The organism is Comamonas thiooxydans (assembly GCF_000964545.1).
GTDB lineage: Bacteria > Pseudomonadota > Gammaproteobacteria > Burkholderiales > Burkholderiaceae_C > Comamonas > Comamonas thiooxydans.
Map to the genome: position 1 here is coordinate 302333 of NZ_BBVD01000004.1, position 25616 is coordinate 327948.

Genomic DNA, 25616 nt, shown 5'->3' on the forward strand with positions numbered 1-25616 from the left:
GTTCAGCGGCGCGAAGAGTGCGCCAGATTTCTTGGCGAGCAGACCAAGGTCGCATTGAGGACCGCATCCGTACATGCGTACGGCGAGAATCGCGGGTGCGAGATCGGTCTGCGCAGTAGAAAGATGATGTGCTCTTTTTAGCCTTCGTGGGCGCCGAACATGGTCTTGGCGTAGGTGATGCCGATGCCGTAGCCGCCACCCAGCTTCTTGGCGATGCCCGTGGTCATGTCATAGGTCTCGGCGCGGGCCCAGTCACGCTGCATTTCCAGCAGGTACTGCAGCGACGTGATGGGCTGGGCGCCGGCCTGCACCATGCGCTCCATGGCACGGTTATGGGCTTCGGTGGAAATGTCGCCGCAGGCATCGGCGATCACGAAGACCTCAAAACCCTGATCCAGCGCCGACAGGGCCGGTCCGACGATGCACACGCTGGTCCACAGGCCGGCCAGCACGATGCGAGGCTTGCCGATCTCGTTGACCTTCCGGATCACAGCCTCGTCTTCCCAGGTATTCATCGATGTGCGGTCCAGCAGGGTCTGGCCGGGAAAAGGCGCGGTCACTTCCTCGAACATGGGCCCGGAGAAGCTTTTTTCGGCCACTGTGGTCAGGATGGTAGAGGCACCGAAGCCGGCTGCGGCCGAAGCAACCAGGGCCGCGTTGGAGCGCAGTTGCACGGGATCGATGGAGTGCGTGGCAAAAGCCATCTGCGACTGGAAGTCGATCATGATCAGCGTGTGGTCATGGGGGTTGAGCAGCTTGGCACCGGGCTTGGCGACGGCGACGGGACGGGCGATGGAGGCATTGGCGTTGGTCATGGTGAAACTCTTGGGTAAAAGGTGAGAGCGAGGCTGCGGAAAAAACAGGAAAGCCGAATGGAAACTGGCACTTACAAGCTAGGCAGTTCACGGGGGCGCAGGTCAAAGACCAGCACCTCGGCCTGCTCGCCCTGATCGAAGCGCAGAGCCCCGGCGTTGCGGATGCGGGCTCCGTCGCCTTCGGACAGGCGCTCTCCGTTCACGCTGAGGCTGCCGCGGGCCACATGCACATAGACATGGCGGTCGGTGCCCACATCGAGTTCGGCGGATTCAGCGCCATCGAACAGGCCGGCATAGACCCGGGCGTCCTGGCGCACGGCCAACGTGCCGTCCCGGCCTTCGGGGGCAATGATCAGGCGCAGGCGGCCGCGCTTGTCGGCATCGTCCACATGGACCTGCTGATAGCGTGGAGCGGCGCCGCGTTCGGCGGGCACGATCCAGATCTGCAGAAAGTGCACCGGGTCCTGGGCCGAGTGGTTGAATTCGCTGTGCTCCACTCCGGTGCCGGCGCTCATCATCTGCACATCGCCAGGACGGATCACCGAGCCCGTGCCCATGGAGTCCTTGTGCTCCAGGGCGCCGTCGAGCACATAGGAGAAGATTTCCATGTCGCGGTGGCCGTGGGTACCGAAGCCCTGACCGGGGGACACATGGTCGTCATTGATGACCAGCAGATCCGAAAAACCTTGCTGGTTGGCGTCGCGGTAATGGCCGAAGGAGAAGGTGTGGCGCGATTGCAGCCAGCCATGGTTGGCACGGCCGCGGTGGTTGGATTGGCGAACTTCAAGCATTTCTATCCCCTTAACAATCGATGGTATTCACACTTGCTGCAGCAGGCCTGTCTGCCTTGTTCTGCTGCATTCCGTGTGGCGATGAATGAAGTATCCGCGGCCTGATATGCGGTTATGCTGAAAGAAAATCTTCTCAATCATCGATAATTTCGATGATTGTTTTTTAGGCACACCCAATATGCTCAAACTCTCTCTGGAAGCCATAGAACTGGTGGACACCATTGCGCGCCATGGCTCGTTTGCAGGTGCGGCGGAGCGCCTGCACAAAGTACCTTCGACCATCTCCTATGCCGTGTCCAAGCTCGAGGAACAGCTGGGTCTGAACCTGTTTGTGCGCAACGGCCCACGTGTCAGTCTCACGCCTGCGGGCGAGGAATTGCTCAAGGAAGGGCGCTGGCTGCTGGCAGCTGCGCGTCAGCTCGAGTCGCGACTGCGCCAGATCGCCACAGGATTCGAGACCGAGGTCCGCCTGGTGCACGACTCGCTGATCCCCACGAGCGCCTTCGGCGCCGACATCCAGGCATTCGAGGCGCTGAACAGCGGCACGCGGCTGCGCATCGGCAGCGAGACCCTGACGGGCACCTGGGAAGCCTTGCGCGAAGGCCGGGCCGACCTGATCGTGGCGGCGGGCGAGGGTCCGGCCGGTGGCGGCCACAAGGCCGTGGCCGTGGGCCAGCTCGATTTCGTGTTCTGCGTGACTGCCAGCCACCCGCTGGCGCGTCTTGGCCGTCCGCTGGCGCGCGCCGACCTGCTGGAGCACACCGCCGTGGTGGTGGGCGACGGCGCCCGTTCGCTGACCGACCGCACCGTGGGCCTGCTCACCGGTCAGCGGCGCATCACCGTGCCCGATATGCAGGCCAAGATAGCCTGCCAGGCCGCCGGCCTGGGCCACGGCTTTGTGCCACGCGCATGCGTGCGTGTGGAGCTGGAGACCGGGGTACTGGTAGAACTGGCGGTGGAAGAACCGCGACCGCCCGAAACCTTCTGGCTGGCCTGGCGCAGCGATGCCCCCGGCCGGGCCCAGCAATGGTGGCGCGAGCGCCTGAGCCGCCCACTGCTGCCCGGCATACTTCCCTACTGAAAACGGCCCTGCAACTCAAGGTGGCAGGGCCGCTACGATGCAAGCCGACGAGGTCTGCGGCAACGGCTCAAGCCATGCCCAGAACCTCGCGAAGCTCAGGAAAGAGGCGATCAGTCCAGCTTCACGCCGGCCGCCTTGATGACCTCACCCCAGCGCTTGGCTTCGGTGCGCGCCAGCTGGTGGAACTGCTCGGGCGTGCCAGGCAGGGCTTCCATGCCGAAGTCGGCCATGCGCTTGACCACGTCAGGGTCCTTGAGGGCTTTTTGCAGGTCTGCGTTGAGACGCTGCACGATGGCTGGCGGCAAGCCCTTGGGACCCAGAATGCCTTGGAAGGCATAGACCTCGGAATCCTTGAGACCCAGTTCGGCCAGCGTGGGCACATTGGGCAGATTGGGCACGCGCTTGGCCGTGCCTATGGCCAGGGCCCGCACCTTGCCGGACTGGATCACGGGCAGGCCCGATGCCAGATCCAGGAACATGCAAGGCACCTGGCCGCCCATCACATCGGCCAGCGCGGGCGCGGCACCCTTGTAGGGGATATGGGTCAGACTGGTGCCGGTGCGGTTCTTGAACAGCTCCATGGCCAGATGGTGAGGCGAGCCATTGCCGGGCGAGGCGTAGTTGAGCTTGCCGGGGTTGGCCTTGGCATAGGCCAGGAATTCCTTGAAATCCTTGGCTTCGAACGCAGGGTTGACCACCAGCGCCATGGGGAAGCGGCTGATGCCGCCCACATAGGTGAAATCCTTGTCGGGGCTGAAGGGCAGCTTGCTGAACAGGTGCTCGTTGAACGCCAGGATGGCGTTGTCGGCCGACATGATGGTGTAGCCATCGGGCTTGGCCGCGGCAACGAGCTGGCCGCCGATATTCGTCGAGGCACCGGGACGGTTGTCCACCACGATGGTCTGGTTCAGCGTCTTGCGCATGGATTCGGCCACCGTGCGGGCCAGCACATCGGTGCCGCCTCCGGGTGGGTAGGGAACGACCCAGCGCACAGGGTTGGCGGGCCAGTCCTGCGCCATGGCAAAGGGGGATGCGGCAGCAGCCGAGCTGGCTGCCACGGCAGCCAGGAATTGACGACGATCCATCGTTTGTCTCCTTGAGGGTGATGTAGGGGGTTGTGGAATGATTTTTAGACCCCGCCAGGCGGCCTTTTCTATTAATTGATAGCTGCCTGCGCTTGTCTCTATTCGGTTTGAATCGGTTTTGACTCTGATTTCTGTATGGGTGGCAGTTTGAAGCTCACGCGCTCGACCTGATAGCCTTTCTGACGCAGCAGCTCGGGCAGGCCCTTGGGCCCGACCATGTGCAGCGCTCCCACGGCGGCAAACACGGTCTTGCCCTGCTGGAGCTGACGCACAATGCCGTCTGCCATACCCGGATTGCGTCCATCCATGAGGCGCGCGTACTTGAGCCGGTCACGCTCGGTCTTGATGCAGTCGCACCAGTCGGCATAGTTCTCCAGCTGTTTTTCGTTGCCGCTTGCCCAGATGTTCGCCAGCTGTTGCAGGATTTCCGGGGACTTGGGATCTTCGAGCTGCTCCAGCCCATCGCGCACGCTTTCCTGTACCTCCAAGGGATCGTCGGAAAGCAGCTCCTCGAGCTGGATCTGCGCCGACTCCAGCCCCAGCACAGGCTTGCGCACGGCACCGGCCAGGCTCGCCAGCTGCAGATCGGCGCCGAATTCGACCATCAGCCCATGCTTGCGGCCCAGCTGGCTGACCAGTCCCAGCAGTTGGGCGTCCGGACGTTGCACGCTCAGATGCTCGGCACAGGCTCGCTTGCGCTGCTGCGCCAGCCGGGCGTCCAGATCTGCGGGCAGCGCAGGGGCGTCGACACGGGCCTGGAAGCCGTCGATCAACTGCTGCATGACCTGCGGATTCAGCACATCCAGCTCCAGCGCCAGCAAATCCGTCGCAACCATGGCACGCAAGATGGTGCGGCCGGGCAAGATCCACTCCCGCTTGCCCACATGCAAAGTGCCGTAAAGCCAGCTGGTGCGCTCGCCGTCCTGCACGCGCCAGAGCAGGCCTCTGTCCTGCATCTGGGGGGCCATGGCCTGCACTTCGGCCGGCGTTGGCGGACTGAACGGCGGCGGACAACTGACTGCAGGTTCGGCGGCAGGCTCTGCCGCCATGGACAGGCCCGTCAACAAAGCGAACGCTATGGCCGACACGACCTTCAGAGGCGAAATCCAGCGCGAGAGATTCAGACTTGACATGGGCATGGCGGCAGCAACGAGGGCTTAGTCTTCAGAGCTGTCCAGAGGCTGAGCTTCGGGCAAGTCATCCTTGCTGCCGCCGGGCGGCGCAATGTTCTGGTCGATGGCGCCGAAGATGCTCTGGCCGTCCTTGCCCTTCATCTCGATGCGGATGGTGTCGCCGAACTGCATGAACTCGGTCTTGGGTGCGCCGTCCTGAATGGTCTCTATGCAGCGCTTTTCGGCGATGCAGCTATAGCCCTTGGGCCATTCCACGCGCTTGTTCTTGCCGCTGCCGGTCTCCACGCCCTTGTTGCTCACCGTGCCGCTGCCCACGATGGAGCCGGCGCGCACATTGCGGGTCTTGGCGATATGGGCGATCAGCTGGCCGAAGTGAAAAGTCATCTCCTCGCCCGCATCGCACATGCCGACCTTGCGGCCGTTCCAGGTGCTCTGCAGCGTCAGATGCAGACGACCGCCCTTCCAGGCATCGCCCAGCTCGTCAAGTGTCACGGCCACAGGGCTGAAGGCCGTGGCGGGCTTGCTCTGGAAAAAGCCGAAACCCTTGGCCAGTTCGCCAGGTATCAGATTGCGCAGGCTCACGTCATTGGCCAGCATGACGAGACGAACGCCGTCCAGCGCATCCTTGGCATCCGTGCCCATGGGCACATCGCCGGTGACGACGGCAATCTCTGCCTCGAAGTCTATGCCCATGGCCGCGCTGGGCACGATCACATCGTCGCAGGGGCCGATGAAATCATCGCTGCCGCCCTGGTACATCAACGGGTCGGTGTAGAAGTTGGCCGGCACCTCGGCATTGCGCGCCTTGCGCACCAACTCCACATGGTTGATATAGGCCGAGCCATCCGCCCACTGATAAGCTCGTGGCAGCGGTGCCATGCAGCGCTGGGGATCGAAGGGAAACGCGTGGCGGGCCTTGCCATGATTGAGTTCGTGCGACAGATCCTGCAGCTGGGGGGCCATATAGCTCCAGTCGTCCAGCACCTGCTGCATGCGGCTGGCAATACCGGTGGCATAGCAGGCCTGGCTCAGGTCACGCGAGACCACGACCAGTTGCCCGTCGCGCGAGCCATCCTTGTAGGTTGCCAGTTTCATTCTCTGTCCCTCTGCTCACGGCAGCGGTGCTGGCACAATGCCTGACAACGCTAGCCAAAATTACGATTGGTTAAATTGATTTAACTAAACAAAACACGATTCTATTGCAATGGAAAAGGAACGCGCAGGGATTCAGTCGGTCGAAGTGGGTTTCTCCCTCATCGAAGCGCTGGCGCAGGCCAGCGGCCCGCTGATGCTCAAGGATGTCGCCGCCGCCGCCGGCATGAGTGCCGCCAAGGCGCACCGCTATCTGGTGAGCTTTCAGCGCATCGGCCTGGTGGCGCAGGACGAGCGCAATTCGCGCTACGACCTGGGCCCTGCGGCGCTCAAGATCGGCCTGGCCTCCCTGGCCCGCCTCGACCCGGTGCGTCTGGCGCGGGAGCGCATTCCGGCGCTGCTCGAGACTCTCAACCACACGCTGGCCATTGCCGTCTGGGGCAACCATGGCCCGACCATCGTGCATTGGGAGGAATCGGCGCAGTCCGTCACTGCCAATCTGCGCCTGGGCGACGTCATGCCCATGCTGGCCTCGGCCACAGGGCGCTGCTTCGGTGCCTGGCTGCCGCGCGAGGCGACGGCCGCGTTGCTGGAGCCCGAGATCGAACGTGCGCGCAAGGCCAGGCGCCAGGACCTGCCCCAGACCGAAGAGGCCGTTGCGGACATGCTGGCCGAAGTCCGTGCGCGCGGCACGGCCCGCGTGGTCGACACCGTGCTGCCGGGCATCGTGGCCTTTTGCGTGCCGGTCTTCGATGCATCCGGCCATATCGTGCTGGGGCTGATGACCCTGGGCTCGCTGGCGACTTTCGACCCGGACTATGGTGGAGCCATAGATGCGCCACTGCAGGCGGCCGCCCGCCAGCTTTCCAGCGATCTGGGCTGGCGCGCCGATCCCAACCACTGAAACCTGCAATCTCAGAATCACGCTCATGGGCCGCTCCCCTCAGACAAGCCAAGCACGCAAGACACTGCTGCCCATCACCGGCTTGGTGCTGGCAGCCCATGGGCTGTTGCTCTGGGGCCTGCCCGAACTAAGCCCGCCGGACAAAGCGGCGGCCGACCAGATCGTGATGGAGACGCGCATGCTGCAGGCGCCCCCTCCTCCGCCGCCTGCACCCGCAGCGCCCAAACCGGCTCCAGCCCCGGCGCCCAGACCCCAGGCCTCACCCCGGGCGCCGGCTCCTGCTCCCGTGCCTGCCCCCGTCCCGGACGAGCAGGAATCAGAGCCAAATCCGCCTCCAGTCCAGGAACCACAAACGCAAGAAACTCCTGGAACAGAAGCACCCGCCAATACAGAGCTGCCCGCTGCTGCAGCAGAGCCGGCTCCCGAGCCCATGGCCGAGCCTCCCGAAGCCAATGGTGCCGACACGGCCCGCCCCATCCAGGTCACGCCCGCAGGCAGCGCGCCGCTGCCACCTGACTCTGTGCTGCCCGTCACCCTGCCCAACTCCGCCACGCTGGAGTTCAATGCCTCGGGTCAGGTCAAGGGTTTTCAATACTCGGCCGGCGCCCAGCTGCAATGGCAGCATGACGGCCAGTATTACCAGGCCAGGCAGTCGATCAGCATGTTCTTGCTCGGCGAGCGCGCCCAGACCAGCGAGGGGCTGATCACACCCAAGGGCCTGCAACCGCTCAACTTCAGCGACAAGGGGCGAAAAACCCAGTCCGCCGCCTTTGATGTGGCCAGTGGCAAGGCACACTACAGCGGCGGCCAGACCGATGCGGCCATCGGCGATGGCGTGCAGGACCGCCTCAGCGTGTTTCTACAGCTCTCGGCCCTGATGGCTGCCGCCCCCGATAAATACCCGCCAGGCACGCTGATAGAGCTGACTACCAGCAGCGCACGCTCGGCCGTGCGCTGGCAGTTCCGCGTGGGTGCCAGCGAGGCGCTGGAGCTGCCATTTGGCGGCGTCATGGCGCTGCGCCTGGACAAGCTGCCCGGCAAAAGCAGCAGCGACCAGCGCGGATCGGTCTGGCTGGCTCCGTCCATGCAATACCTGCCCGTGCGCATCAAGCTCACTCAGGGACAGGACGACTTTGTCGACCTGCAGCTCAGGAAATATCTGTCCGCGCCGCAATAGCCTCCATGTCGCCCCCTGGCGTAAACCCCGGGAGCACCGCGCCCAAAGCGCTTACTCACCTCCCAGCCAAGGCCTGCCACCTGCATCGGCTCGGGCTGAACGCTGTCGCACCATTCAAGGACTTGCCTACTACAGATCGGGAAAGCCAGTTGCCCACAACCATGCCAAATCCATGGAATACTGTGCCCAAGTGCCAAGAGCAGGCATTTCCACCTTGAAATGCGGCACCCTGTCGCCATATCCATGGCAGGCATGCTCATAACGGAAGTGAAAGGAGGAACACCATGCAAATGCTTTACGACTCTGAATCCTTTGCGGTGCTCCATCTGCGTCCCGATATGGAGGCAGACGTTCCGGCAGGCAAAGCCAAGGCCGAGACCGAGCAAGCCCATCAACTGCCGCGCCACGGCTTCGAAATCGTGGACAAGCGTTCGGGCAAGGAGGTGTATCTGGATGGTTCCTGGGCCGAAATGTTCCAGAAGCAGATCCTCGCCTGGCAGCAGGATGCCCCCACCGAGGAGGAGGTGGAGGAAATTCTCGACACCTACACGGGCCTGGCCCAGCAGCCGGTAATCATTCACTGAACACCTTGCAAAAAGCCACTCGAAAGAGTGGCTTTTTTGATGCCTGAAAACACACTCTAGTGCTTACCGGAAAAGCGCGATCCGCTATGACTTTCTGCACAACAGCATCAACACGCAGGCACTCAGCATGCAGCCAAAAAAGCCCAGCAGCCCCCCTGCCGCACCCAGCGCCAGCCAGTAGCCCCAGTCAATGCCTTGCTCTGCGCAGTGAATCTCGCACTGGGGGTTGTGCTCCCAGGCCATCCACATCAGAAGCCCGGCCATCACAAAGCCGGCGCATGCGCTGAGGATCAAGACTGACTTCCAGGACTTTCGCCTACCGCGGATCATGGCCTCGCTCCTGGCAGTGCTCTGTTCAGCCATCGGTACAGCGGCGCTACCAGCAGCAGCACGGCAATCAGCCGGCAGACCTGAAAGGCCGTGACCACGGGCACGCCCAGTTGCAGGACCTTGGCGGTGATGGCCATCTCGGTAATGCCGCCCGGCGATGTGCCCAGCAGCAAGGTCACCCAGGGCAGACCAGTGGCCCAGTGCAGCAGCCAGGCAAAACCGGCGCAGACTGCCATCAACCCCACGGTACCCAGCGCCACCATGCCCAGCCAGCGCGGCGCCGTGTGCAGGAAATCACGTCGAAAGCGCACCCCCAGGCTGACGCCGATCACCAGCTGGGCGGCGTTCATCAGCCATTGCGGCACGGCGGACAGCTCCAGGCCTGCCATGGTCAAGCCCATGGATACGGCCAGCGCCCCCAGAAACCAGGGATTGGCACGCCTGAGCCTGAGCATCAGCAATGCCCCGGCGCCGGTGGCCAGCACCAGCCAGGCAAAGCCTGGCCATTGCACGGTGCGCACGCTGGGCAGCGTCAGGCCCGGGTCGCCCTGCAGTCCCGACCATTGCAGTGCAAAGGGAATGCTCACCGTCACTATCACCAGCCGCAGGCTGTGCGCCGCCGCCACCAGATCTGTGCGCGCATGCTCGCGCTCGGCCAGCAGCGTCATCTCCGAGGCTGCACCTATCGCCCCCGAGAAATAGGTCGTGGCGCGCAAGCGCTCTTCATCCATGTCCGGTTGCGCCAGCATGGAGGGGGCCTGGACGCGATACAGCCAGCGCCCGAAGACCCAGCCCAGCAACAGGGCCCAGGCAATGGCCAGCGCAATCGCCCACCACAGACCGGCGACCAGCTCGGTCACCGCAGGCGTGAAGTACAGGCCCAGAGCGCCACCTATCGTCCACTGCCCCAGATCGCGCAGCCTGGCCCAGCTTTGGGTGGGCGCCCCGCCAATCGATAGCAGGGAGACGGAAATCAGCGGACCCAGCATCCAGGGCAGCGGCGTATGCAGCACCAGACAGAGCTGGGCTGCCAGCCAGGCCAGCAGCAAAGTAGCGGCCACACGGGCCAGAAACACGGGAGGAAGCAATACGGACATGTGCACGGGAATCCGGCAAGGCACGACAATGGGCGCGCGACAGGGGCAATGCCCCGCAGTATCGCGGCAAAACTCGGTGGGCAAAGCCGGTACGAAATCTACAGCTACGAAGCCATGCCCCGTCTCAGACGAACGCAATCAGCTCATATGTGGACTTTCATTTCTGCGGCGCAGCCGCGCCAGCGTTTCAATCCTTTGGCCTTGACAGCTCTAGCCAGCGCCCTGCTGCTGGGTGGCTGTGCCCATCAAAGAACTCAGTTGACCTCCGACACCGAATGGCAGCAGACACTGGGGCAGTGGGCCGGAACACCGGCCATTCTGCTCGGCGAGCAGCATGACCAGATCGCCCATCATCAGTGGGAAGCCGCTACCGTGCGCCACCTGGCAGCGCAAGGCAGGCTCGCAGCCCTGGTGGTCGAGATGGCCCCCGCAGGCGGCAGCACCCGGAGCCTGCCCGCATCGGCCAGCGATGAGGAGGTGAAAACTGCTCTGCAATGGGCTCAGGGCGGCGGCCCGGGCGGCTGGCCCTGGCAAGACTATGGCCCGGTGGTGATGGCTGCCGTGAAAGCCGGCGTGCCCGTGCTCGGTGGCAATCTGCCACGTGTCCGGATGAAGCAGGCCATGGGCGAGTCCCGCTACGACGGACACCTGCCGGCTGCTGGCTGGCAGCTGCAGCTCGACGCCATCAAGGACGGCCACTGCGGCCTGCTGCCCGAATCGCAGTTCGCGCCCATGGCCCGAATTCAGCTGGCCCGTGATGAATCCATGGCCAGAGTGACTGAAACAGCGGTGCGCGAACTGGGCCAGCCCGGCAAAAGCGTGCTGCTGGTGGCGGGCCGCGGCCATGTGCGCAGCGATATCGGCGTGCCGACCTGGCTGCCCGGCGATTTCAAGCAAAAGGTGGCGATAGCCCGATCAGACAAGGCTCAGACAGCTATCGCCATGAAGGCAGACAAGCTGCTAACACTAGAGGGCAACGCCTCCGAAGACCAGTGCAGCCAACTGCGCGAACAGTGGAAGAACAGACCTGCGCCCAAGCCCTGACGGGTTGCTGCAACGCTGGTGACCCTCAGCCCGCGGTCGCGACAGCCACCAGCGGCTGCCCCTCACGCGTCTTTTCCAGCAGGCGCGTGAAGTCCTCGGCCGGCAAGGGCCGGCTGCAGAAATAGCCCTGAAAGTAGTCACAGCCTTTTTGCTGCAGGAAGCTCAGCTGCTCCTGGGTTTCCACGCCTTCGGCCAGGACCTTCAGACCCATGGCATGACCCAGGGCAATGACCGAGCTGCTGATGGTCATATCGTCCGCGCTGTGCGGAATGTCGCGGATAAAGCCCTGGTCGATCTTGAGCAGATCGAGCGGAAAACGCTTGAGGTGCGCCAGCGAGGAATAGCCGGTGCCAAAGTCATCGATGGCCAGGCGCAGGCCCAGCTCGCGCAGGCGGTTGAGCACGGCCAACGCCTCTTCGGGCTTTTCGGCCAGTGCGCTTTCGGTGATTTCCAGCTCCAGCAGACTGGCCGGAAAACCCGATTTGTTGAGCGCTTCGGCCGTAGCCCCGGCAATATCGGTCAGCAAAAACTGGTGCAGCGAGACATTGACCGCAATCGCCAGATCGGGCAGTCCGGCGGCGCGCCATTGCTGACCCTGACGACAGGCCTCACCCAGCACCCACAGGCCCAGCGGGCCGATGACACCCGAGTTTTCCGCCACGGGAATGAAACGGGCCGGCGAGATCAGGCCTTCCTCCGGGTCCAGCCAGCGCAACAAGGCTTCAGCCCCCACCAGTCGCCCCGTCGCCAGCTCAATCTGTGGCTGGTAATACAGACGCATATGGCCCAGCTCCAGCGCACGGCGCAGGCGCGCCTCCAGCGCCAGACGCTCGCGGGCGGCCTGGGTCATGTTCTCATGGAAGAAGCACCAGGCATTGGAGCCTCTGGCCTTGGCGCCATACACCGCTGCATGAGCGCCCTGCAGCAGATCGTCGGCTGTCAATGCATGGTCGGGATACAGACAGATGCCTGCGCTGACGCTGACCACCACCGAGAGGCCATCCGGCGTGGTCCAGGGCTGGCCGGCTGCGGCCATCAGGCGCTCGGCCACGTCCACCGCGCTGTCGCGACCGCAAATGGATTGCGCCACCACGCAGATTTCATCGCCCGCCAGGCGGCCAATGATGTCGCCGTGCCGCAAAGCACCCTGCATCTGCACAGACACATGCCTGAGCACCTCGTCGCCGATGGAGTGGCCATAGCTGTCGTTCACGTCCTTGAAGCGGTCGATATTGAACAGCAGCACGGCCATGCGACGGTTGGTGCTCTGACTCAACTCCACCGCCTCGCCCAGCATGCGCGTGAATTGAGAGCGGTTGGGCAGACCGGTCAAGGTGTCGCGATGGGCCAGAAACTCCAGTTGCTGCTCGCGCGCCTTCTCGGCCGAGATATCGGTGAACATGCAGACGTAATGCGTCACCTTGTCGTTGGCATCCTTGACCGCGCTCAGCGACATGCGCTCGGGAAAGACCTCTCCATTCTTGCGCCGATTCCAGATTTCGCCCTGCCAGTGCCCTGTGGCATGCATGCTGGCCCACATGGCGTCGTAGAAAGCCTTGTCATGTCGGCCGGACTTGAACATGCGCGGCGTCTTGCCCAGCATTTCCGCTTCGCTGAAGCCCAGCAGCTTCGTGAACGCGTGGTTGACCGAGAGAATTCGGCTGTGTGCATCGGTCACCACCACGCCCTCGATGGTGTTGTCCACCACCGTGGAAGCCAGGCGGCTGCGCTCGTCGGCCTCGCGACTCGCAGTCTGGTCGGAGAGCAGGCCCGAGATCCGTATCAGGCGTCCGCTCTCATCCTTGTAAGCCTGGCCGCGTGCGCGGAACCAGCGATACAGACCGTCAAAGCACAGCAGACGTGCCGTCAGCACCAGCATGCTGCCCTGCTCCAGCGCCTGCTCGGCCTGGGCGCGCGCACCTGCGGCATCTTCGGGGTGCAGGCGCTGATGGAAATCGAACTCGCGGGCCAGATCCTGGCCCTGATAGCGCAGCAAGGCACTCATGCCCGTGGAGAAGTTCAGCCGCTGCTCAAGCGCGTCCCACTCCCACACGCCGTTGCCGCTGCCCTCCAGCGCCAGGCGCAGCATGGTCTCGCTGCGCATCATGGCATTGCGCGCACTCACCATCTCGCTGAGATCCTGCAGCACGCAGACCAGGGCCACCGGCCCGTCCACACCCGAAGCCGCCACGCGGCTGGTGGTGCACAGCACGGGCGTAACCTTTCCGGTGCCGGCATTCACGCATTGGCGCAACACCTGGAAGTAATCGGTGCTGCCGTCCAGCAGGCGCTGCAGCTGCAGAGCAACGTCGTCCTGGTCATTCACAGGCACCAGAACACGAAAATCCTGACCGCGCAGCGACTCGACGCTGCAGCCCAGCCAACCCGCCAGCTTGGCATTGGCCCAGACAATCTCTGCACCGCCCACATGCACGCGAGCCATACCGGCCGGTGCGTGGCGCACCACCAGCTCCAGCTCCTGCGCCGTCTCCCGGCCACGCTGGTCGGCGCGCGCCTTGCGCTGCATGAACCAAAGTGCAATCAGCGCTGTCGCCAGCAACCAAACAATGAACAGGCCTATCTGCCAACGCAGAGACTGTCGATTCAGCGATACATCAAAATAGCCGAGCACGCCCGCCTGCGCCCCCAACCAAAGCATCCCCACGCACAAATAGAGGGTGACAATCACCCAGGATGTGAGCGCAGAATGCCCCTCCTCGCTTTTCATGAATTTCCTTTGTCCGCAGGGTCCTCGCCTTGCTGCGACAATTGCCGAGCTATGACCCAAGCCTATATTTTGACTTTATCCTGCCCAGACCGACTGGGCCTGGTGCATGCCGTTTCCGGATTCTTGCTTGAGCAAGGCGGCAATATTGAAGAAGCAGCGCAGTACAACGACCCGGTAACCGGTCTGTTCTTCATGCGCGTGCAGTTTGCCTGCGATGGCAAAGACGCCGCCTCTTTAAAGGCATCCGTTGCCGAATTAGCTGATCAATATCAAATGCAGTGGAGTTTGCACTCCAAGGCCGAGCGCATCAAGACCGTCATCATGGTCAGCAAGGAAGGCCACTGCCTCAACGACCTGCTGTTCCGCTGGAAGTCGGGCCTGCTGCCCATCGAGATCAAGGCCATCATCAGCAACCACCGCGAGTTCTATCAGCTGGCGGCCAGCTACAACATCCCCTTCCATCACATTCCCGTGACTGCCGCGACCAAGGCCCAGGCCGAAGAGCGCCAGTACGAGATCATCGAGGAAGAAGGCGCCGAGCTGGTGGTGCTGGCGCGCTACATGCAGGTGCTGTCCAACGACCTGTGCAAAAAGCTGTCCGGCCGCGCCATCAATATCCACCACAGCTTCCTGCCCAGCTTCAAGGGCGCCAAGCCCTACTACCAGGCGCATGACCGCGGCGTGAAGCTGATCGGCGCCACCGCCCACTATGTGACGGCCGACCTCGACGAAGGCCCGATCATCGAGCAGGACGTGGCACGCGCCGACCATACCGACACCGTGGAGGACCTGACGGCCCGCGGCCGCGACACCGAGAGCCAGGTTCTGGCCCGTGCCGTGAAGTGGCATAGCGAGCGCCGCGTCATTCTCAACGGTCACAAGACCGTTGTGTTCCGCTAAATCCCTGGGCTTGGGATTGATTGTATGACCCGCAGCCCCGGCGCCTTGAACAGCATTACGGCCAGGCGGATTCCGCCGATACAGTGCCTGCTCACCTTCGAGGCTCTGGCGCGGCTGCGCTCGGTCACCTTGACGGCGGAGGAGCTGTGCGTAACGCCCAGTGCCGTCAGCCACAGAGTCAAGCAGCTGGAGCAGATTCTGGGAGCTCGCCTGTTCGGCCGAACGGATTTCTCGCTGACCACGGACGGCAGCTCCTATCTGGCCCATGTGCGTGAAGGCCTGGGCGCCTTGCAACGCTTTCCAGGAGCGTCAGCCTCGCCTGGGCGCAGACGCCTGAAGCTGGCCGTCACCCCCACCTTTGCGCGCGTGATCCTGATCCCGCGCCTGCGCCAGTTCACCGAAGCCTATCCCGAGATAGACATTGCGCTGCAGGTGTCGATTCCGCTGCTGGATGTGATCGGCGAGGATGCCGACCTGATGGTGCGCTTCGGCGCCGGCCACTATGCCGATGTGGAGCATATCGAGCTGGCCCGCGACACGGTCACGCCGCTGGCCTCGCCCAGCTTCATCCGCGAACATGGCCCGTTCGAGCGCCCGGACGACCTGGAAGGCATGCCGCTGCTGCGCAGCCCGCTGGAGCCCTGGCGCACATGGTTTGCCGCGACCGGCCTCGACATGGCCGAGCCCAACGAAGGCTCGCAGTTCAACGACATCGGTCTGATGTGCGACGCCGCATCGGCCAGCATGGGGATTGCCCTGGTGCGCCACAAGCTCGGTGCGCCCTGGCTGGAAAACGGTACGCTGGTGCGCCTGTTCGATGTCGATGCTCCCAGCCCCCACGCACACTATCTATGCTGGAAGACCGGCATCATGGACCGCTGGGAATGTGCGGCCTTCGCAGAGTGGCTGCGCAAGGCCATGGGCTGAGCGGCAACCCGGCGGCTTCGCGGCGGCGCAGTTCTTGCTCGCCATCCCTGGACCGGCGAGCAGCCGTTGCACGGATAGCTCGATGGATAACGAAGATGGAGCACCCACTGCATGAACCTGCAGCCCAGGCTGTACCCCGGCCTTGACCAGAACCAGGCCCTCAACAGCGAAGCGTCCTCGCTGCTCATCCGCGCCCTGGCCGGCACGGGCAAGACGACTACGCTGGCCATCAAGGCCACCGACCTGATCCGCACCCAGGGCGCGCGCAACGTGCTGATGCTGGCCTACTCGGAGGCCGGCATCAAGGCCATTCAGGCGCGCCTGGACCGGATCTCCGCCGTGCGCCTCGAAGGCCTGCATCTGCTCACTCTGGAGCATTTTTGCGCCCGCCTACTCGAAGAGCAGGGAGACCCTGTCCCCATGCTCTCCTCCAGCCTGGAAAAGAACCTGCTCATCCAGCAGGCGCATGAAGCGCTGTCGCAAGAGGCCGAACGGCATGCCGAGCTCGACATACCCGAGCTGGCGGACTACTTCGCACGGCCTCTGGACATCAGCGCCTTCCTCGCTTTCGAGGCCCAGGCCAAGCAGTGCATGCTGGAACTCGACATCGACGACAGCGGCCTCAGCGCGCTGGCATATTGCCGCGACAACGCTCTGGACTACGGCCTGTACCGGCTGCTGCGCAGCTATGAGCGGCTACGCGCAGGCCCCACCCAGGAGCCGCTGTTCTATGCGCCCGGCGACTGCACCTACGCGCTGGCCTGCCAGCTGGCAGCACTGGACTTCGATGCCGGCTTCCCGCTGCTGCAGGGTCGCTTCGAAGCCGTGCTGTTCGACGAGCTGCAGGACCTTGACGAAGCCGCGCTGCTGGTGCTGCGCCACCTGGCGCGCGGCAACGGGCGTTTCATCGGTGTCGGCGACTTCAACCAGCACATACTGCCGGGCGCCTCCTCCATCTTTGGCGACAGCGCCCAGCGCATCCTGCAGGAGCTGCCTGCGGGCACCGGCCAGGCCACGCTCAACACGACCTATCGCTTCGGCCCCGTCATCTGCCAGGAACTGAACCAGCTCTTCGGCGTGGAGTTCGACGCCCATTACCGCAACGCCTCGGCCTGGTTCGAACATCGCCATGGCGATGACGAGGACTGCGCCCGGCAATTGCTGGATATTCATGCCGCAGTGGCCCGCCAGCCCCGCAAACCGCAGGACCCGCCGGCCGTGCTGCGTGTCATCCTGCATTCGCCCGAAGATTCGGTACTGCTCGAATGGCTGTTCGCCCACGAGGGCGTGCACTATGCCTGCAAAGGCATGCAGCGCTTCTACCAGCGCCGCGAAATCGCCCTGGTGCTGGCCATGCTGTGGGCCATGCAGGGCTGCAGCGGCGGTGCGCTGCTCTCGCAAGGCATTCTGAGCAGCGCTGCCGAAGGTCTGATGCGCTATGTGCGCCATGCCAGCCCACCCGACCGGGATCTGCTGGCCAACGGCCTGTTCGACATGACTGCAATGGGCGACGCCCCGCCGGAGTCCGACACGCTGCGCATTGCCGCCGAACTCATGGGACAGCAAGCCGCCATGCGCCGCTTCCTCGCCGCCTACATCGCACCAGACTCCCCCTGTGCCCGGTTGCTGGCCTTGCCCGCAGACCAGTGCGCCGATGCGGGGCAGCTGCTTCTGCACCCTCTGTTGCGACAGTTCTTCGCCCAAGCCCCCATCAGCCAGGACGAACTGCGCCAGTGCCTGGCCAGCCTGCAAGCGCTGTCGCGCATCTGCGCCGGGCTTTCCGTCGATGAATTCCTGGGCCGCCTCAGCCTCATGGTCCAGTCGAGCATCGCGCAGCATCAGCGCCATGAAAAACCCAGCTTGCAACTGCTCACGGTAGAACGCAGCAAAGGCCATGAATACGAGTATGTGGCCGTGCCCTTTGTCAATTCCAGACACTTCTCGCCCAATGCGAGCGACCCACAGCGCAACATGCTCTACGTCGCCATGACCCGCGCCAGCAAGCGCCTGTGGATACTGGAGAGCAGATGACGACGCAAGGCCATGGGGCGATGCAGATCAAGCCCGTATCTCACAAGCGGGTCAAAACACCATAACGTCGCCCCCTGCCGACATGGCCACAGTTGCCCTCTCCCCCCCTTGTTGCAATCCTCCCACCATGGGCTCACAACAACGAGGAGGAGACCCATGCAAACCCCATCGCGCTGCGCCTGGCTACTGGCCGCCAGCATCACAACCAGCCTGACCCTGCATGCGCAGGAGAACAAGCTCACCATAGGCGCCAGCTTGCCACTGTCAGGCTCGCAGGCCGAGGCCGGCAAGGAAGGGATGAGCATCATGCAGGCGCAGGTGGAGGCATTCAACAAGCAGGGAGGCCTGGGCGGCAAAGCTTTGACACTCAAGGTGCTGGACGATGGCTACGAGCCACAGCGCGCCGCCAGCAATGCACGCCAACTGATCCAGGAAGGAGCCCTGGCCCTGCTCAACTGCTGGGGAACGGCCAGTTGCACAGCCATGCAACCCGAGGTACAGCAAGGCCAGACGGCCCTGGTGGGCGTGATTGCCGGAGCCGGCAGCATGCGCCAGCAGCCGAGCCGTTTCATCTATCCGCTGCGCGCCAGCACCCAGGCAGAAGTCGCGGCCATGCTGCAGCAGATGCAGACCATAGGTCTGCGGCGGATCGCCATCGTTCACCAGAACGACGGCTTCGGCAAAAACAGCCTGCAGATCGCCCTGAACGCCTTTGCAGCCAATGATCTCAAGGCCGCGGCAACTCTGGCCGTGGAGGCATCGGGCAGCAACACCCCGGACCTGGCCAGACAGCTAGCCGCCCTGCCCGATCTCCAAGGCGTCATCGTGCTGGCGGGCACCCCTGCCACTATAGGTCTGATCACCATGGCCAGACAGGCTCATGTCACGGCGCCTTTCTACAACCTGGCCGCCCAGGCCAACCGTGCGGTGGTGCAAGGGCTGGGCCCTTATACACGCGGCATTGCCTTCACCACCCTGGTACCCAGCCCCTGGAAGGGCGCGGTTCCGGCCATCAAGGACTACCAGCAGCTCCTCGACCACGGCGGCATGCCGCCTGCCTCCTATCTGGGCCTGGAAGTCTTTCTCAACACCCGAACCCTGCTGGACGCGCTGCGTAAAGCTGCACCCACAAGCAATCGAGCGGGCTTGCTGGCCGCCCTCGACGCCATGGGCGAGATTCGCTACGGCGCCATGCATCTGCGCTTCACACCGCCGCGCACCGGCTCCAGCTATGTGGGGTTGACCATGATTGATGCGAGCGGCCATTTCAGGGAATAAATCAATTCCAAGTCTTATTCATCAATCGTCAATAGCTATTATTTAAAGAGCAAATATCATCATCGTCGCAAAGCATTTCAAGCAGCTTTGCAATAAAGCTCACACCAATGCGCGGGCGCATCCCCTACATTTGCAGGCATGACGTTCGCCAGCACTTTTACCGATCTCGTCGCCACCTCCAGCGCAGCGGCCAACGCCGCGCACCACCCGCCCGAGCAGTCCGAGCGTGCCCGGCGCCAGGCCGAGGTGGTGGAGGCACTGCGCCCCCATGTGCCGGCGCATGCCCTGCTCTATCAGAGCGAAGACACCACGCCCTATGAGTGCGACGGACTGACGGCCTACCGCCAGCGCCCTCTGCTGGTCTGCCTGCCCGAGACTTATGTTCAGGTGCAGGCCGTGCTCAAGGCCTGCTACGCCATAGGAGCACCCGTCATTGCACGTGGCGCGGGGACGGGGCTTTCGGGCGGCGCCATGCCTCACCCCATGGGCGTGACGCTGTCGCTGGCCAAATTCAACAAAATCCTCAAGGTCGATGCCTACAGCCGTACAGCCCTGGTGCAGTGCGGCGTGCGCAACCTCGCCATCAGCGAAGCCGCTGCCCCCTACGGCCTGTACTATGCGCCCGACCCCAGCAGCCAGATCGCCTGCACCATCGGCGGCAATGTGGCCGAGAACTCGGGCGGCGTGCACTGCCTCAAGTATGGGCTCACGGTGCACAACGTGCTCAAGGTCAAAGGCTTCAGCATCGAAGGTGAGCCCGTCGAGTTCGGCTCGGATGCACTCGACACCCCCGGTCTGGACCTGCTGGCCGTCATGATAGGCAGCGAAGGCATGCTGGCCGTGGTGACCGAGGTCACGGTCAAACTCGTGCCCAAGCCCCAGCTGGCGCGCTGCATCATGGCCAGCTTCGACGATGTGCGCAAAGCGGGCGACGCAGTGGCTGCGGTGATCGCGGCCGGCATCATTCCCGCCGGACTGGAAATGATGGACAAGCCCATGACGGCCGCCGTGGAGGACTTTGTGCGCGCCGGCTACGATCTCACTGCAGAAGCCATTTTGCTTTGCGAGAGCGACGGCACGCCCGAGGAGGTCGAGGAAGAGATCGCCCGCATGAGCGAAGTTCTGCGCCACGCTGGTGCCACGGCCATCACCGTCAGCGAAAGCGAGGAAGAACGTCTGCGCTTCTGGAGCGGGCGCAAGAACGCCTTCCCCGCCAGCGGCCGCATCAGCCCCGATTACATGTGCATGGACTCCACCATTCCGCGCAAGCGTCTGGCCGACATCCTGCTGGCGATTCAGGAGATGGAGAAGAAATACCAGCTGCGCTGCGCCAACGTGTTCCATGCAGGAGACGGCAATCTGCACCCCTTGATCCTGTTCGATGCCAACAACCCCGACGAATTGCACCGCTGCGAGCTGTTCGGCGCCGACATTCTGGAAACCAGCGTCGCCATGGGCGGCACGGTGACGGGTGAGCATGGTGTGGGCGTGGAAAAGCTCAACAGCATGTGCACCCAGTTCACAACGGCCGAGAACGCCCAGATGTTCGCGCTCAAAGCGGCGTTTGATCCGCAATCGCTGCTCAACCCCGGCAAGGTGATTCCCACGCTCAACCGCTGCGCCGAGTACGGCAAGATGCTGGTGCGCGGCGGACAGATTGCCCACCCCGATCTGCCGCGCTTTTAACCGCCAGGAGAGCCCTGCAGCGCAAATACAGGTTGATTCTGAGACTGTCTGCGCTGCTGCTCATGGCTGCCAGCCCAGGTGCGCATGCACGCGGCTATGCCTCCACCGGCAAATGTGGTATCTATCCACGCCTGGCCATCACCAGTCCCTCGGGCACCTGCGTAGGGTTGATAGCCGACGATGCCCATGGGCTGCGCTTTCCGCGCCGCGTATTGGAGATTGAGCCGGGCCGTATCTGGGTGCTGGACATGGGCAACTGGATGCCCCAGGTGGGCCAGCTGATCGAACTGCGCCTGCCGCCAGACGCGGCGACTCCCGCCAATGCCAACACCACGGCCAGGGCCGTCGAAGCAAGAGTGTTGCTGAGCAAGCTCAACTACCCTTCGGGTATGGCGCGCGGTCCGGACGGAAAAATCTATATCGGCGAGGCCGACAAGATATGGCGCGCTGCAGTGCCTTCACTCGGACAGACACCTCAGCCCGAGTTGCTGGCCAGCGGCCTGCCGGCCGACGGTGCGCACCTGCTCAAGGAGCTGGCGTTTGCGCCGGACGGCAGCCTCTACGTCAATATGGGATCGGCCACCGATGCCTGCCGGGGTGAAGACCAGAAGCAAGCCGTGCCCTGCCCCGAGCGCAGCGCGGCCATGCCGCGCGCTGCCGTCTGGCGCATGGTGCTGCAGGCCGGCAAGCAGCCCGTCAAGGAATTCAACCCCTTTGCCAGCGGCCTGCGCAACTCCATGGCGCTGGCCGTGATGCCCGACGGCCCTGCGGCAGGTACCGTCTGGCAAGGCGAAAACAATATCGACTACCGCGACCCCAGGCAACCGCCGGAGGAGCTCAACCTGCTGCGCGCGGGTGCCGACTACGGTTGGCCTTACTGCATAGGCGCACGCCAGAACGCACAGGGTTATGAAAAGCGCTTTGACTGCAGCAAGACCGAGGCACCGCATATGCTTTGGCCCGCCCACGTGGCTCCGCTGCAAATGCTGGCCACGCCTGTGGGCAGCGCATTTGGCGGGCAATTGCTGGTGGCCTGGCACGGCCAGCGCGCAGACGGTCAACGCCTCGTGGGCTTTGCGCGCGACGACAAGGGCCGGCCCTCTGGCAAACCCATTCAATGGCTGAGCAACTGGGACGCCAGGCCCGGTCTGCGCCCCGGCGGGCGCCCCACGGGCATCGGCCTCGATCATGCGGGCCGCCTGCTGGTGGTGGAGGACTTCAACCGCAGCCTGCTGATGCTGATGAGTGAAGCGGGCACGGCGCCAAGACCCAGGTAACCAGGTAAGGTGCTCAGTTCAGCAGATCGCGTCCACGTGCCAGAAACCTCGCGTACTCCTCGTCGGGGACAAACAGGCCGCCCGTGGTCCAGACAATATGTGTGGCGTTTGCCATGTGCGGCAACAGCTTCTGGCGCTGCAGATAATCCTGACCCGCAACACTCTCCAAAAGGGCGCGCGGACCGCTAAAGCCCGCTGCGGCCGATGGCTCGATCTGCAGCCCCTCTCTATCCTTCAACAGGCACAGATGGCGAAACAGGGTTTCGTCCTCCACCGTGAAAACTCCGCCGAGAAAACCACGCACCACGTCGGCAGCCAGCTCCGATGCACGCGGCACTGCCAGGCCATCGGCCTCGGTCTGGTTGTTCAAGCCCAGCTCATAGACCGAAGGATGGGCTTCCAGACCAGGCAGCGCTGCAGCACCAGCGAGCATCTCCACCATGAAGCAGGGCGACTGCACGGGCTCGGCAAAAAAACAATGCACATGCGGCCCGAATGCCTGCTGCAGACCCAGCGCCACGCCGCCGGGCGCACCCCCAACGCCGCAGGGAATATAGACAAACAAAGGATGCGTCTCATCCACGGCAATCCCGTTCTCTGCAAGTTGCGCGACCAGGTACGGAGCCGCCGCCGCATAGCCAAGCAGCAGCGAAAGCGAATGCTCGTCATCCACAAAGTGACAGTGCGTATCCTGGTCGGCCAGCGCGCGGCCTGCGGCCACGGCCTGGGCATAGTCGCCGGCATGCTCCACCACCTGCACACCACGGGCTCGCAGGCGCTGCTTTTTCCACTCCTTGGCATCGGCAGACATATGGACCGTTGCCTTGAAGCCAAGGCCCGAAGCCATGACGCCAATCGACAGGCCCAGATTGCCCGTGGAGCCTACCGCCACCTGGTAGCTGGCGAACACCGCACGCGCAGCATCGGAGGCCAGTTGCAGATAGTCGCCATCGGCCAGCAGGCCATGCTGCAAAGCGATCTGCTCCGCATACTCCAGCACCTCATGCACGCCACCGCGTGCCTTAATGGAGCCCGCTACTGGCAGGCTGTGATCGGCCTTGAGCCAGAGCCGACCCAGTTGCTCGGGCAGCTGCAAAGCCTGCTGCATCTGCGGCACGTGCAGCAGCGCCGACTCAATACGTCCGCCAGACACCTGCAACTCTGGAAACAGCTGCGCCAGCAAGGGTGCAAAACGTTCAAAACGCTGTACAGCCTGCTGAACCTGAGCTGCGTCTATAGAGTGCGTGGACCGAGCCCCTTCGCTGCGCCCGGCCCATAGCGCGGGCCGGGCATGACGCAGGTCTTCAACAAGGTCGCGCAGTGCGGGGAAAGTCATGGCAGGCATCCATCGTCATACAAGACCGCCATATTAGGGCCAATGGTGCATGCCAGACAGGTCAGCAAAGGCGCAGCATGGTCGCTATACCTCGCCCATGGCCGGGTCGCTGATCGTGTGCTGACCGGTTTCCACGCGGCCGGCAAAGCGCCGGTAGTACGCCGGATCGCTGTTGCAGGTTACGGCAAAGTCATACCACTGGCCGCTGGCCTTCAGCTCCCAATGCCTCTCGGCGCTGGCGGCAGCGGCAACGCTAACCGTCCATGGACCGTCGCTCAGGTAGGCCATGGATGTGATGGTGAACACCGCAGCCTGAGCGCCCTTGTTCATCAGATCCACGTAGACATTGCCATTGGCGATGTCGTAGCAGACACGCACCTCGGGGGCAGCCTGTGTACGACCCAGGCGATTCAGGTCGCCCTTGAAGTGGCGGTGAAAACCGTTGGGGCCCAGCACCCAGAGGTCGTACTTGCCGAAATTGTCGCGCACGGCATCCCAGGTATCGGCCAGCGTCTTGCCCGCTTCCACCATATAGCGGCGCGGCGTGCGATCCAGCTTGTAGCGGTCATAGACATGGAAGACGGCCGCCTGTGTACCGGTGTTGGCAAACACCAGCTCCACCTGGCTGTTAGCCTGACAGCGCGCACTGGTGTGCAGCTCGTAGGGCAAGGCCCGCGAGGGACGCGTACCGACCGCCTGCAAAGGCAGTTGCATATCGCGCGGCACCGGCACGGCGGGCAGCTTTTGCTGATCGGCACGCAGCTGGTCGGCGACATCGCGTGTGGATCGTCCAGCCAGCACGGGCAGGGTCTCGTTGTTCGGCGTCTTGAAGTTGAAGGTGCTCAGAAGATCTCCACATACCGCACGACGGAACGGGCTGATATTGGGTTCCTTCACGCCAAAGCGTGCCTCCAGAAAACGCAGCACCGACGTATGGTCGAATACCTGCGAGTTGACCCAGCCGCCACGACTCCAGGGCGAGATCACATACAGCGGAACGCGCGGCCCGGGACCGTAGACACGGCCATCGGGGGCGGGCTGGCTGCGGCTGCCGACCGGCGCGCCATGCGTGAAGTACTCGGCCTGCAGATCAGCCTCCGGCAGCGTGGTCTTGCCTGCATAGGTCTTGTCGGCGTTCTGCGATGGCGCCGAGGGCGAAGGCATATGGTCGAAGTAGCCGTCGTTCTCGTCGAAGTTGACCAGCAGCACGGTCTTGCTCCAGACCTCGGGATTGGCCGTCAGCGCGTCCAGCACCTCCTGCAGAAACCAGGCGCCCTGCACCGGGCTGGATGGGCCGGGGTGTTCGCAATAGATGGACGGTGCATTGACCCAGGACACCTGGGGCAGCTTGCCTTCGCGAATATCGCGCTTGAAGGCGTCCAGGTATTCCTCGGGCTTGTTGCCAGGCAAGGTGTTGGCCACGCCTTTGTACAGCGGGTTGGCAGCGTTGTCGCCGGCAGCATCATAGGCGTGGTAGGGCAAGGCCTGGCCGGTGTTGGTATACGGCGCATTGGGCGCACCGCCGCTGGAGACCGGAAAGCCGGAGGCCAGATTCGCTCTGCGGAAGTTCTGGAACGCCCCCAGCATGTTGTCGCCCCACTCGTCGGGCATGTTCTGGTAGCTGATCCAGCTCACCCCGGCTTCCTGCAGCCGCTCGGCATAAGTCTTCCATGTGTAGCCGGTGTTGGCGTCGCTGGGCACGCCGTTGATGGCATCCCACTCGTTATTCACGAAGGCCACGTTCTGCGGTATGGCACCGTTGGTGCCTGTCATGTGGAATGACCGGTTGGCGTCGGTGCCAGTGTGCATGGCGCAGTGGTAGGCATCGCAGATCGTGAAGGCATTGGCCAGCGCGAACTGGTAGGGCAGCTCCTGCTCCTTGAAATAGCCCATGGCGGTGTCCGTCTTGGCCACGGGCCAGCGCGACATGCGGCCGTTGTCCCAGGCCTGCTGACTGTCCAGCCAGGAATGAGGGGTGCCGGAAACGCGCTGCGCGTTGTTGGCCGTTCCGTCCAGATGGTAGGGCGTGATGACCGTACCGTTGGCACGCTCCTGCTGCCAGACCTTGCGGCCGTTGGGCACGGGAATCGTCATCCGGTCGCCAAAGCCGCGCACCCCCTTGAGTGTGCCGAAGTACTGATCGAAGGAGCGGTTTTCCTGCATCAGGATCACCACATGCTGTACGTCCATGAGCGTGCCCGTGACATTGTTGGCCGGAATGGCCAGCGCACGGCGGATGCTGGGCGGAAAGGCCGCCAGTGCGGCAGCGGAAAAGGCGGCGTTCTTGCCGGCCTGCAGAAGGTTGCGTCGCGAAATCATG

At 63.6% G+C, this 25616-nt stretch carries 21 protein-coding genes; 11 read left to right on the forward strand and 10 right to left on the reverse strand.

Annotation, left to right across the window (positions count from 1 at the left end; translation table 11 throughout):
- Nucleotides 1–137: 137 nt before the first annotated feature.
- Nucleotides 138–815 carry an isochorismatase family protein gene (locus Cth01_RS06620; protein WP_045838790.1) on the reverse strand — a complete coding sequence of 226 codons (678 nt, stop codon included), beginning with the start codon at nucleotides 813–815 and terminating at the stop codon, nucleotides 138–140.
- A 71-nt stretch (nucleotides 816–886) separates the two neighbouring features.
- A complete protein-coding gene (locus Cth01_RS06625; protein ID WP_045838791.1) occupies nucleotides 887–1606 on the reverse strand; it encodes a pirin family protein in 720 nt (239 codons plus the stop codon).
- A 178-nt stretch (nucleotides 1607–1784) separates the two neighbouring features.
- Here Cth01_RS06625 and Cth01_RS06630 point away from each other — a divergent pair, with 178 nt between their 5' ends.
- On the forward strand, nucleotides 1785–2687 hold the full coding sequence (locus tag Cth01_RS06630; RefSeq protein ID WP_034354888.1) for a LysR family transcriptional regulator: 903 nt from the start codon (nucleotides 1785–1787) through the stop codon (nucleotides 2685–2687).
- Between the two features lie 110 nt (nucleotides 2688–2797).
- Here Cth01_RS06630 and Cth01_RS06635 read toward each other — a convergent pair whose 3' ends face one another.
- The 3 genes from Cth01_RS06635 to Cth01_RS06645 all read right to left on the reverse strand — a co-directional run bounded on the left by Cth01_RS06635 (nucleotide 2798) and on the right by Cth01_RS06645 (nucleotide 6000).
- Nucleotides 2798–3772 (reverse strand): Bug family tripartite tricarboxylate transporter substrate binding protein, encoded by a 975-nt coding sequence (locus tag Cth01_RS06635; protein WP_003068579.1) that lies wholly within the window; start codon nucleotides 3770–3772, stop codon nucleotides 2798–2800.
- A 98-nt stretch (nucleotides 3773–3870) separates the two neighbouring features.
- Nucleotides 3871–4905, reverse strand: coding sequence for a TraB/GumN family protein (locus Cth01_RS06640; RefSeq protein WP_045838860.1), 1035 nt, complete (start codon nucleotides 4903–4905; stop codon nucleotides 3871–3873).
- 24 nt (nucleotides 4906–4929) lie between these two features.
- Nucleotides 4930–6000, reverse strand: coding sequence for a fumarylacetoacetate hydrolase family protein (locus Cth01_RS06645; RefSeq protein ID WP_045838792.1), 1071 nt, complete (start codon nucleotides 5998–6000; stop codon nucleotides 4930–4932).
- 109 nt (nucleotides 6001–6109) lie between these two features.
- On the opposite strand from Cth01_RS06645, the gene Cth01_RS06650 reads away from it, so the two are divergent.
- From Cth01_RS06650 to Cth01_RS06660, 3 genes are all read left to right on the forward strand, one after another.
- Nucleotides 6110–6901 carry an IclR family transcriptional regulator gene (locus Cth01_RS06650; protein ID WP_034354893.1) on the forward strand — a complete coding sequence of 264 codons (792 nt, stop codon included), beginning with the start codon at nucleotides 6110–6112 and terminating at the stop codon, nucleotides 6899–6901.
- Between the two features lie 25 nt (nucleotides 6902–6926).
- A complete protein-coding gene (locus Cth01_RS06655; RefSeq protein ID WP_045838793.1) occupies nucleotides 6927–8078 on the forward strand; it encodes a DUF3108 domain-containing protein in 1152 nt (383 codons plus the stop codon).
- A 284-nt stretch (nucleotides 8079–8362) separates the two neighbouring features.
- Nucleotides 8363–8662, forward strand: coding sequence for a BTH_I0359 family protein (locus tag Cth01_RS06660; protein ID WP_003068569.1), 300 nt, complete (start codon nucleotides 8363–8365; stop codon nucleotides 8660–8662).
- A gap of 84 nt (nucleotides 8663–8746) precedes the next feature.
- Here Cth01_RS06660 and Cth01_RS06665 read toward each other — a convergent pair whose 3' ends face one another.
- Nucleotides 8747–8956, reverse strand: a complete 210-nt coding sequence (locus Cth01_RS06665) for a hypothetical protein (RefSeq protein WP_231905886.1) — start codon at nucleotides 8954–8956, stop codon at nucleotides 8747–8749.
- Nucleotides 8957–8988: 32 nt separating this feature from the next.
- Nucleotides 8989–10089, reverse strand: coding sequence for an AbrB family transcriptional regulator (locus tag Cth01_RS06670; protein ID WP_045838795.1), 1101 nt, complete (start codon nucleotides 10087–10089; stop codon nucleotides 8989–8991).
- A 147-nt stretch (nucleotides 10090–10236) separates the two neighbouring features.
- Here Cth01_RS06670 and Cth01_RS06675 point away from each other — a divergent pair, with 147 nt between their 5' ends.
- Nucleotides 10237–11133, forward strand: a complete 897-nt coding sequence (locus Cth01_RS06675; RefSeq protein WP_045838796.1) for a ChaN family lipoprotein — start codon at nucleotides 10237–10239, stop codon at nucleotides 11131–11133.
- 25 nt (nucleotides 11134–11158) lie between these two features.
- Here the strand turns inward: Cth01_RS06675 and Cth01_RS06680 are convergent, their stop codons facing one another.
- Nucleotides 11159–13861 (reverse strand): GGDEF and EAL domain-containing protein, encoded by a 2703-nt coding sequence (locus tag Cth01_RS06680; RefSeq protein ID WP_045838797.1) that lies wholly within the window; start codon nucleotides 13859–13861, stop codon nucleotides 11159–11161.
- Between the two features lie 51 nt (nucleotides 13862–13912).
- Between Cth01_RS06680 and purU the strand changes: the two genes are divergently transcribed.
- The 6 genes from purU to Cth01_RS06710 all read left to right on the forward strand — a co-directional run bounded on the left by purU (nucleotide 13913) and on the right by Cth01_RS06710 (nucleotide 21960).
- Complete coding sequence (gene purU, locus Cth01_RS06685) at nucleotides 13913–14761, forward strand: formyltetrahydrofolate deformylase (protein WP_003068559.1); 849 nt, start codon at nucleotides 13913–13915, stop codon at nucleotides 14759–14761.
- Nucleotides 14762–14785: 24 nt separating this feature from the next.
- Entirely contained in the window at nucleotides 14786–15688 is a 903-nt protein-coding gene (locus Cth01_RS06690) for a LysR substrate-binding domain-containing protein (RefSeq protein ID WP_012840040.1), read from the forward strand.
- A 111-nt stretch (nucleotides 15689–15799) separates the two neighbouring features.
- Nucleotides 15800–17719, forward strand: coding sequence for a UvrD-helicase domain-containing protein (locus Cth01_RS06695; RefSeq protein ID WP_045838798.1), 1920 nt, complete (start codon nucleotides 15800–15802; stop codon nucleotides 17717–17719).
- Between the two features lie 156 nt (nucleotides 17720–17875).
- The gene (locus tag Cth01_RS06700) at nucleotides 17876–18997 is read left to right on the forward strand and encodes an ABC transporter substrate-binding protein (RefSeq protein WP_045838799.1); all 1122 of its coding nucleotides are present in this window, start codon (nucleotides 17876–17878) and stop codon (nucleotides 18995–18997) included.
- 138 nt (nucleotides 18998–19135) lie between these two features.
- The gene (locus Cth01_RS06705) at nucleotides 19136–20683 is read left to right on the forward strand and encodes an FAD-linked oxidase C-terminal domain-containing protein (RefSeq protein ID WP_045838800.1); all 1548 of its coding nucleotides are present in this window, start codon (nucleotides 19136–19138) and stop codon (nucleotides 20681–20683) included.
- A 14-nt stretch (nucleotides 20684–20697) separates the two neighbouring features.
- Nucleotides 20698–21960 carry a PQQ-dependent sugar dehydrogenase gene (locus Cth01_RS06710; RefSeq protein WP_045838801.1) on the forward strand — a complete coding sequence of 421 codons (1263 nt, stop codon included), beginning with the start codon at nucleotides 20698–20700 and terminating at the stop codon, nucleotides 21958–21960.
- A gap of 13 nt (nucleotides 21961–21973) precedes the next feature.
- Here Cth01_RS06710 and dsdA read toward each other — a convergent pair whose 3' ends face one another.
- The gene (gene dsdA / locus Cth01_RS06715) at nucleotides 21974–23305 is read right to left on the reverse strand and encodes a D-serine ammonia-lyase (protein WP_082085642.1); all 1332 of its coding nucleotides are present in this window, start codon (nucleotides 23303–23305) and stop codon (nucleotides 21974–21976) included.
- 75 nt (nucleotides 23306–23380) lie between these two features.
- The gene (locus Cth01_RS06720; protein ID WP_174447030.1) at nucleotides 23381–25615 is read right to left on the reverse strand and encodes a phosphocholine-specific phospholipase C; all 2235 of its coding nucleotides are present in this window, start codon (nucleotides 25613–25615) and stop codon (nucleotides 23381–23383) included.
- Nucleotide 25616 lies beyond the last annotated feature (1 nt).